General features: G+C 71.8%; 6 protein-coding genes and 1 riboswitch. Of the genes, 2 read left to right on the top strand and 4 right to left on the bottom strand.

Annotated elements, in window-relative coordinates; all coding sequences use genetic code 11:
- Positions 1–628: hypothetical protein (locus VGR37_10340; GenBank protein HEV2147790.1), on the bottom strand; the 628-nt coding region annotated here is incomplete at its 3' end.
- A complete protein-coding gene (locus VGR37_10335) occupies positions 625–1986 on the bottom strand; it encodes a sigma-54 dependent transcriptional regulator (GenBank protein ID HEV2147789.1) in 1362 nt (453 codons plus the stop codon). The genes VGR37_10335 and VGR37_10340, both read right to left, overlap by 4 nt.
- A 638-nt stretch (positions 1987–2624) precedes the next feature.
- Positions 2625–2720, top strand: a riboswitch (cyclic di-GMP riboswitch).
- A 55-nt stretch (positions 2721–2775) separates the two neighbouring features.
- On the opposite strand from VGR37_10335, the gene VGR37_10330 reads away from it, so the two are divergent.
- On the top strand, positions 2776–3651 hold the full coding sequence (locus VGR37_10330; GenBank protein ID HEV2147788.1) for a hypothetical protein: 876 nt from the start codon (positions 2776–2778) through the stop codon (positions 3649–3651).
- Positions 3652–3745: 94 nt separating this feature from the next.
- Here VGR37_10330 and VGR37_10325 read toward each other — a convergent pair whose 3' ends face one another.
- Entirely contained in the window at positions 3746–5569 is a 1824-nt protein-coding gene (locus tag VGR37_10325) for an ABC transporter ATP-binding protein (protein HEV2147787.1), read from the bottom strand.
- Between the two features lie 294 nt (positions 5570–5863).
- Between VGR37_10325 and VGR37_10320 the strand changes: the two genes are divergently transcribed.
- On the top strand, positions 5864–7729 hold the full coding sequence (locus tag VGR37_10320; GenBank protein HEV2147786.1) for a methyl-accepting chemotaxis protein: 1866 nt from the start codon (positions 5864–5866) through the stop codon (positions 7727–7729).
- A 132-nt stretch (positions 7730–7861) separates the two neighbouring features.
- Here VGR37_10320 and VGR37_10315 read toward each other — a convergent pair.
- On the bottom strand, positions 7862–8415 hold a 554-nt coding region (locus tag VGR37_10315), incomplete at its 5' end, for a C-terminal helicase domain-containing protein (protein ID HEV2147785.1).

Below are 8415 nucleotides of genomic sequence, written 5' to 3'. Positions count from 1 at the left end.
CGCCGCCGCGGGCCGCCCGCGAGGAGGCGAGCTCCGGGCGCGCCATCGCCAGCACCGCGTCGATCTCGCGCAGGCTCCGCTGCAGGCGCGCCTCCAGCTCGGCGAGGATCCCGGCGTCGGGCCGCTGCCCCGACGCCAGGCTGTCGCGCACGTAGCTCAGCCCCTGGCTGGCGAGCAGGAGCGGCGCGCGCAGGTCGTGGGCGAGAAGGGCTCCGAGCAGGCGGCTGAGCTCGCTGGAAGCCAGGGCGGCATCGCGGGCCCGGGTAGCCTCCAGCCGCCGCTTCTGCAGCAGGAGCGAGAAGGCGCAGCTCGCCGGGAGGGAGAAGAAGGCGAGGAGACGGTTGGGGACCCAGACCGCCGCGGGGGAGAGCGGCGCCTGGCCGAAGATGGCGGCGAGGACGAAGCCCGAGACGGCCGCTCCGAAGGTGAGCCACACCTGGCGCGGGCTGTCGGTGAAGGAGGCCGCCACGATGGGGAGCGACGCCAGGATTCCGACGACGACCCCCGCCGGCGTCATCCCGTCCAGCACGGAGATGAGGAGCACGGCGAGGAGGTTGAGCGCGGGCAGGAGCGACCGCCGCTGCGCTCTCCCGTCCGGGGGCGGCGGGGTCGGCCCTATCCGGCTCACAGCCCGTGCCGCCGCCGCTTCTCCCACAGCGTCTTCCGCGAGATGCCGAGGCTCTCCGCGATCTCCCGGAGCTCCTGGGCGCCGCGCTCCAGGACGAAGCGGAGGTAGCGGCGCTCCACCTCGTCCAGCGAGAGGCCCGGCGCGAGCGTGAGCCCCGCGGCGGGCTCGGGCGGCGCAGCGGGCCGGACCGGCGGGAGCACCGTGAGCACTCCCCCGCCATGGAAGACCAGGGCCCGCTCCACGCAGTTGCGGAGCTCCCGCGCGTTCCCGGGCCACGGGTACCCGGCGAGCTGGACGAAGGAGGCCGGCGTGAGCGGGGGAACGGGGCGGCCCAGGTCGGAGCAGATCTCGCGCGTGAAGCGCTCGGCGAGCTCCCGGACCGCGGCGGGCATCTCCCGCAGGGGCGGCATCTCCACCGAGACGACGTCCAGCCGGTACAGGAGGTCGTGCCGGAAGGTGCCCTCGCGCAGGGCCTGGTGCAGGTCCCGGTTGGTGGCCGCGACCACGCGGGTCCGCACGGGGATGGGGTGCACGCCGCCCACCCGCCGGATCTCGCGGGTCTCCAGGAACAGGAGGAGCTTGGCCTGCAGCTCCGGCGGCATGGTCCCGATCTCGTCCAGGAAGATGGTGCCGCCCTGGGCGACCTCGATCAGCCCGCGCTTGAGCGCCGACGCGTCCGTGAACGCTCCCTTCTCGTGCCCGAACAGCTCGGACTCCAGGAGCATGGGCGGGAGCGCGGCGCAGTTCACCTCCACGAACCGTCCCGGCGCCGCCGACAGGTCGTGGATCAGGCGGGCCAGGAGGCTCTTCCCGGTCCCCGATTCCCCGGTGATGAGCACGCGCGAGTCCGGCGCCTCCGCGACGCGGCGGGCGGTCCGCCGCACCTCCTCCAGGCGGGGATCGCTCCCGAACAGCGCGTCGGCCGCGGATGCGTCGAGCGGGCGTCCCGCGGGGAGGGACGCCGCTTCGTCGGCCGGCCGCTCCGCGACGGTGCGCTCGAGCCGATCCAGCAGCGCATCGGCGTTGACCGGCTTGGGGATGAAGTCGGTCGCGCCGGCCCGGATCCCGTCGACCGCGCCCGCGACGGTGGCCTGCGCGGTCATGATGAACAGGGGAGTGGAGCGGTCCGCCTCGCGGATCCGCTGCACCAGCTCGATCCCGCTCATCCCCGGCAGCACCAGGTCCGTGAGCACCGCGTCGAACCGCTCGTGCGCGAGCAGGCTCAGTGCTTCCTCGGCGGACGTGACCGCCTGCGCGCGGATCCGCCCGGGGCGCTCCAGGTTGGACTTGACCAGCCGGGCCAGGAGCAGGTCGTCGTCCACGACCAGGATCCTGAGCGTGCCGACTCCTGCGGCCATCTGGCTGTCCCCGCGTCGCGAGCGGCGCTGCACCCGCGGGTGCGCGTGAGCACTGGGCATCTTTCCCGCCGATGCGTGGGTAAACGATGTGCGAGGCGCGCCGTACATGCCCGGGTCCGGCGGAGCCGGCCGTGCGGAGGCGCGTCGCTGCGAGATGTGGATCGGAAGCTGGCCGGGTGCCGGGCGGCGACCGGCGGACAGGCACCCCACGCCCTTGCAACGCGCGTTCCCGCGTATCCCACGCACGGGCCCGGATCGCAACCCATGAGACGGGCGCAGGTTACGGAATTCCCGGCACTCCGCGGGACATACGTCCGCGCGAGACCGCGACAACGATGTGTTACATCTTTGCCACGCTCTGGATGGGCAGCACGATGTCAGGGATGCGGTAAAACGGGCGGGTATTGAGCTTTCCCGGGGGTGGGGCAGGTTACGGTTTCGTAACGCACGTTTCGTTCTGGGTGTCCCAGGGATGTCCCATGCACGGGAACCTGCCACCCCAAGTGCCGCATTGACAGAGCGATACGACATTACCTCGACGCGGCACCATTATTCCCATGCCCACATGCCGTGCAGCGGCGTGGATCGCTCTTCCCGAGCCCGCCAGAAAGTCCCCGCCGCTCCGCACTTCACTCTCCTTCCGACAAAGGCACCCCGCCCGCGAGGGCGGTCCGCAAAGCCGGGGATCTCGTCACCGGGGCCTCGCCCCCGCTCGAGATAGTCCAGCCACCGAAGAAGGGCGCTGCCGGCGCGCCCGCCGGCAAAGCCTCGGTTCGCAAGGAGAACCCCATGAGAAAGCTCGCCCTCCTCCCCCTCGCCGTGCTGGCGTTCGCCGCCGCGTGCGCCGACACGTCCACGGACGTCGCCCTCCCCGACAGCCCCAACCTGAGCACCGGCAGATCGGAGCGGTCGATCCAGCCGACGAGCTATCCCGGCAACTTCGTCTCCTCGGATGACGACCAGGTGTGCTACGACATGTCGGCCCTCGGGTACATCGGCCAGGTCACGAGTGAGATGCGGGGCTTCAAGATCGATCCGCCGGCGAGCTACACCGACGGATTCGTCAGCACCACCCTCTCGGCGGATGGCAAGCACCTCGACTGGACCGCCCTGAACGCCACCGTTCTGGCGTTCATCATCAAGGGCGGGAGCAACCATCACGTATACAACTACGTCGGCACCGGCTTCGACTGGGACAAGGGCCTCCACTCGCCCCTGCATCGCCGGCAGGTCCCGCAGATCAGCCACTACAACGTGTGCTATCTGCCACGGGGCGGCGACGGGGAGGGCTGCACGCCGGGCTACTGGCGCAACCATGCCAACCGGTGGTTCGGGGCAGCCCCCACGGACAGGTTCGACGCCGTGTTCGGTGTCACGAGCGGACTCGGCGCCACCTATTCGCTCGGCCAGGCGATCTGGGCGCAGGGCGGCGGCATCCACGCCCTGGCCCGTCATGCGACCGCGGGCCTCCTGAACGCCCACGGCGGCGTGCCGAACGGCGACGGGACGACGGTCGCCTACGCCTACACGCCGGCCCAGGTGGTCGAGATGGTGCAGGATGCGATCGCGAACGGGACCATCGAAGCAACCAAGGACCTGCTCGCCGCCGCCAACGAGGCGGGCTGCCCGCTCGGCGGCACCAGCGCCGTGAAGGTCGTGCCCTGAGACGCTCGCCCTCCGCGTCGTCCCGGCCTCGACCGAAGCAGGAGGGGCTCTCCACCTGGAGAGCCCCTCCGTTCGCCGAAGCCCCGTTCCGCGGTCACGCGGCCGGCTCCTCCGCCTCCCCCTCCTCGTGCAGCTCCGCCCGCACGAACTGCAGCTCGTGCAGCCGCGCGTACAGTCCGCCCCGCCGCAGCAGCTCCGCGTGCGTCCCCCGCTCCCGGATCTCGCCGTGGTGCAGCACCAGGATCTGGTCCGCGCCCTGGATGGTGGAGAGACGGTGCGCCACCACCAGCGAGGTGCGCCCCTGCATCAGCTCCCGGAGCGCCCCCTCGATCCGCGCCTCCAGCTCCGAGTCCACCGAGCTGGTGGCCTCGTCCAGCACCAGCACCGGCGGATCGAAGGCCAGCGCCCGCGCGAAGGAGACGAGCTGCCGCTCCCCCACCGAGAGCGAGATCCCCCGCTCCCCCAGCGGCTGCGCGTACCCGCCGGGGAGCCGCCGGATGAAGGCGTCCGCCCCCACCCGCCGCGCCGCTTCCCGGATGCGCTCCGCGCCGATGTCGTCCCTCCCCAGGCGGATGTTGTGCTCCAGGTCTCCGCTGAAGAGGAAGAGGTCCTGCAGCACCAGCCCGATCCGGCCGCGCAGCTCCTTCGCGGCGACGCGCCGGATGGGGACGCCGTCGAAGAGGATCTCCCCCCGCTCCGGCTCGTAGAAGCGCATCAGCAGGTTGATGAGGGTGGACTTCCCCGCCCCGGTGGCCCCCACGACGGCGACCCGCTCCCCCGGCCTGGCCGTGAAGCTGACCCCGCGCAGCACCCAGGCGTCCCCCTCGCCGTAGCGGAACCACACGTCCCGGAACTCGATCCGCCCCTCCGCCCGCGCCGGGAGGCGCAGCGGGTGCGCCTCGTCGCGGATCTCGGGCTCCGTGTCGAGGAGGTCGAAGATCCGCTCCGCCGAAGCCATGGCCCCCTGCAGGATGTTGTACTTCTCCGACATGTCCTGGATGGGGCGGAAGAAGCGCCGCGCGTACTGCAGGAAGGCGGCGATCGTCCCCACCGTGACCGCCCCCTCCAGCGCCCGCAGCCCGCCGTACCAGAGGATCAGCGCCAGCGCCACCGCGGTGAGCACCTCGATCACGGGGAAGAAGAGCGCGTAGTGGCGGATGGAGCGGAGGTGCGCCTCCAGGTGGTCGTCGTTGATCTCCGCGAAGCGCCGCAGGGTCTGCTCCTCGCGCCCGAAGAGCTGCACCACCCGGATCCCACCCACACGCTCCTGCAGGTACGCGTTGATGCGCGCCAGCCGCACGCGGATGTCGCGGTACGCCAGCCGGATCCGCTTCCGGAACAGGAACGCGGCGAAGAGGATAAAGGGGAGGATGGTCAGCGTGACCAGCGCCAGCTGCCAGTTCATCAGGAACATGGCGCCCACGATGAACAGGAGGACGAAGACGTCGCCGAAGATGGTGACGATCCCCGCCCCGAACATCTCGTTCAGGACCTCGATGTCGTTGGTGACCCGGGTCATCAGCCGGCCCACCGGGTTGGCGTCGAAGAAGCGGAGGGAGAGCCGCTGCAGGTGCGAGAACAGCTCCACCCGCACGTCGTACATCACCCGCTGCGCGAGCCAGGTGGTGAGCAGCGCCTGCACGTACTGCAGGACGAACCCGAGGAGGAGCGCGCCCGTGAAGGCGGCCGCCAGCACCACGAGGAGCCCTTCGTCGCGCGCGGGGACGGCGCGGTCCAGCACGAGCATGGTGATCCACGGCCCGGCCAGCTCCAGCGCCGCGCCCACGAAGAGGAGCGCGACGGAGCCGGCCACCGCCAGCCGGTACGGGTGGAGGTAGCGCGCCAGCCGGCGGATCAGGTGCAGGTCGTACGCCTTCGCTCCCGTGTCCTCTTCGCGGTCGTGGTCGTTCCGTGCCACTCGATCTCTCCTGCGCAAAGCTGTCCCCATCGGCGCGCCGAAACGTAGCCGCGCGGACGCCGGCCGGCAACGCCGCGAGGTTGACATTCCCCGGGCCGGCGGGTACCTTGCCCTTTCCCCACGCTCTGTCACCGGCCCTGCCGCACTCCGCAGCGTGATGGTGTCGGCCCACTTCCGCGGCAACATCCGACGCTCCGCGACGTGTGTGGGCACCCGCCCTCCCGCAGCCGTGGCACCCTGGTCTCCCGCCCCCGTGGCGGCGCTCCCCGACGCGCACATCCGGATGGCCAACGCATGAATCCTCCCTCGTTCCAGGACCCTGAGCCGGGCCGCGGCCCCGCCGACGAGTCGACCGTCTCGGCGCGCACCTCGATCCGGCTTCCCCGCGAGGTGTACCGGAACGGGACCCCGGACGTGCCCGGTCCCGACGGCGCCCCGAAGACCACGGCCTCCAGGCGCGGCGCCGGGTCCTTCCTCTCCACGCTCCGGGGGCGGCTGTACGCGGGGAGCGCGCTTCTCGTCGTGCTCATCGTGATGGGGGCGCTGGTCAGCCTCTTCACGGTGAACAGCCTGACCCGGGCGATGGACACGCGGCTGTCGTCGCTCCGCCTCACCACCGAGATCGGCGGCTCGCTGGAGTCGCTGATCCTGAGCCAGATCGCCGCCGGCGAGCGGTACCTGGTGAGCCGCGACGCGGCGAGCGCGCAGGCGTTCGCCTCCCACGGGCGCGAAGCGCACCGGCAGCAGACGGCCTACCGCGCGCTGGACAACCTGACGCAGGAGGAGCGTCAGCAGGTCGAGGGGGTGGAGCAGCTCCACTCGCGCCTGGAGGTGGAGTACGCCCTCGCGCACGCCCTGGCCGACATCGGCGAGGAGCAGCGCGCGGTGGCCCGGGTCGCGGCCGTGCGCCCGGTCACGGATGAGCTGCAGGGGGCCATCCGGGAGGTGAGCCAGGCGCAGACCGACAAGGTGGCCTCGGCCGCGGCGGAGCTGAACAGGACGGCGGACGAGCGGAAGCTGGTGCTGCTGGTGATCTCCGTCCTCGCCGCGCTGGCCGCCATCGGGCTGATCTGGAAGGCGCTGCGCGACATCAACACCCCGCTGGCGAGCCTCATGGGCGCGGCGGAGCGGCTGGGTGAGGGCGACCTGCGCATCCACCTGGACGGGCAGATGACGCGGGAGTTCGCCTCGCTCGCCGGGGTGTTCAACGGGATGGCCGCGCAGCTCCGCAACATCGTCTCGGAGACGGTGAGCACCTCGGAGCAGATCTCCGCCTACGCCTCCGACCTCTCCAGCATCAGCGAGGAGGTGGCGGCCTCCAGCAGCGAGGTGGCCACCGCCATGGTGGGGATCGCCAGCGGCGCGGAGAGCCAGACGCGCGGGCTGCAGAACACCATGGACGCGGTGGAGCAGATGCGCCAGCGCACGCAGGAGATCGCCTCCGCGTCGCAGAGCGTGACGGCGCTCGGAGAGCAGATCTCCACCGTGGCGGGGGGGAGCCGCACCCAGGTGTCGACCGCGCTGCAGCTCCTGCTGGAGGTGCGCGAGGTCGTGCGCGACTCCGCCCAGCAGGTGACGGAGCTGCGGCAGTCGTCCGTGCAGATCGACCGCTTCGTGGAGACGATCACCGGGATCGCCCGCCAGACCAACCTGCTGGCGCTGAACGCGGCCATCGAGGCGGCCCGCGCCGGGGAGCACGGGCGCGGCTTCGCGGTGGTGGCGGAGGAGGTCCGCAAGCTGGCGGAGGGCTCCGCCCGCGCGGCGCAGGAGGTGGCGCAGAACGTCACGGGGATCCGCTCCCGCATCGAGGGAGTGGTGGGAACCATGGAGCAGGGGACGCAGAAGGTGGCGGGGGTGGAGGAGGTGTCCAAGGGCGCCGACGCCGCGCTGGAGCAGATCATCGCGGCGGTGGACGGGGTCCGCCTCGCCGCCGGCCGCGTGGTGGACGCCGTGACCCGCAACCACGACGCCATGGGCGAGGTGGAGACGGCGATGGCGGAGGTGTCCGGCACCTCGGAGTCGCACGCGGCGAGCGCGCAGGAGGTTTCCGCCGCCGCGGAGGAGCAGTCCGCCGCCACGGAGGAGATGTCGGCCTCCAGCGCCGAGCTGCTGCACGCCGCCGAGCGGATGCGCGAGCTGGTCAGCGGCTTCAAGATCTGATCGCGGCTGCACGATGGGCACGAGAAGCCCGCCTCCCGGTTCCGGGGGCGGGCTTTTCCGTGTGAGAAGGGAGCCGGTGTGGTGCGCTTCGGCTGGCCCGACCACCCTCTCCGTCCGTCCGGCCGCCGCCTGTCAGGCCGCGCTGCTGGTGCCCAGCAGCTTCTGAAGCTCCTCGGGCGACAGCTCCTTGCCCGCGTGCTTGCCCATCTTGCGGCCACGCGAGGCGCGCTGCTCCTTCTTGGACTCGGGCATCGTCACCGTGGTCACCTGCGGCGCGCCGTCGACGCTCTCCTCGGCGAACACGCTGAAGCCGGGAACGTTCACCCGCGGAATGCGCGAGCCCAGCAGGTGCTCCACCGCCGCCACGTCGCCGATCTCGCCGCCCGACATGAACGTGATGGCCACGCCCGTCTCGCCGGCGCGCGCCGTGCGGCCCACGCGGTGCACGTAGCCCTCGGGATCGCGCGGGGCGTCGTAGTTGATCACGTGGCTGATGCCCTCGACGTCGATGCCGCGCTGCGCCACGTCCGTCGCAATCAGCACCTTCACGTCGCCGTTGCGGAAGGCTTCCAGCGCCCGCACCCGCTGGGCCATGTTGCGGTCGCTGTGCATCACCTCCACCGTGAGCCCGGCGCGCGTCAGCTGGCCGGCGATGCGGTCGGCGCCGAACTTGGTGCGGCTGAACA

This window comes from Longimicrobiaceae bacterium (assembly GCA_035936415.1).
In the GTDB taxonomy this organism is placed as follows: Bacteria; Gemmatimonadota; Gemmatimonadetes; order Longimicrobiales; family Longimicrobiaceae; genus JAFAYN01.
The sequence above is the reverse complement of the archived record's forward strand: the minus strand, read 5'-3'. Positions and strand labels throughout refer to the sequence as shown.

What these genes read in the sequence shown, in the direction of transcription:
- VGR37_10335 (HEV2147789.1), bottom strand. Translation starts at nt 1,986, where the DNA reads ATGGCCGCAGGAGTCGGCACGCTCAGGATCCTGGTCGTGGACGACGAC.
- VGR37_10330 (HEV2147788.1), top strand. Translation starts at nt 2,776, where the DNA reads ATGAGAAAGCTCGCCCTCCTCCCCCTCGCCGTGCTGGCGTTCGCCGCC.
- VGR37_10320 (HEV2147786.1), top strand. Translation starts at nt 5,864, where the DNA reads ATGAATCCTCCCTCGTTCCAGGACCCTGAGCCGGGCCGCGGCCCCGCC.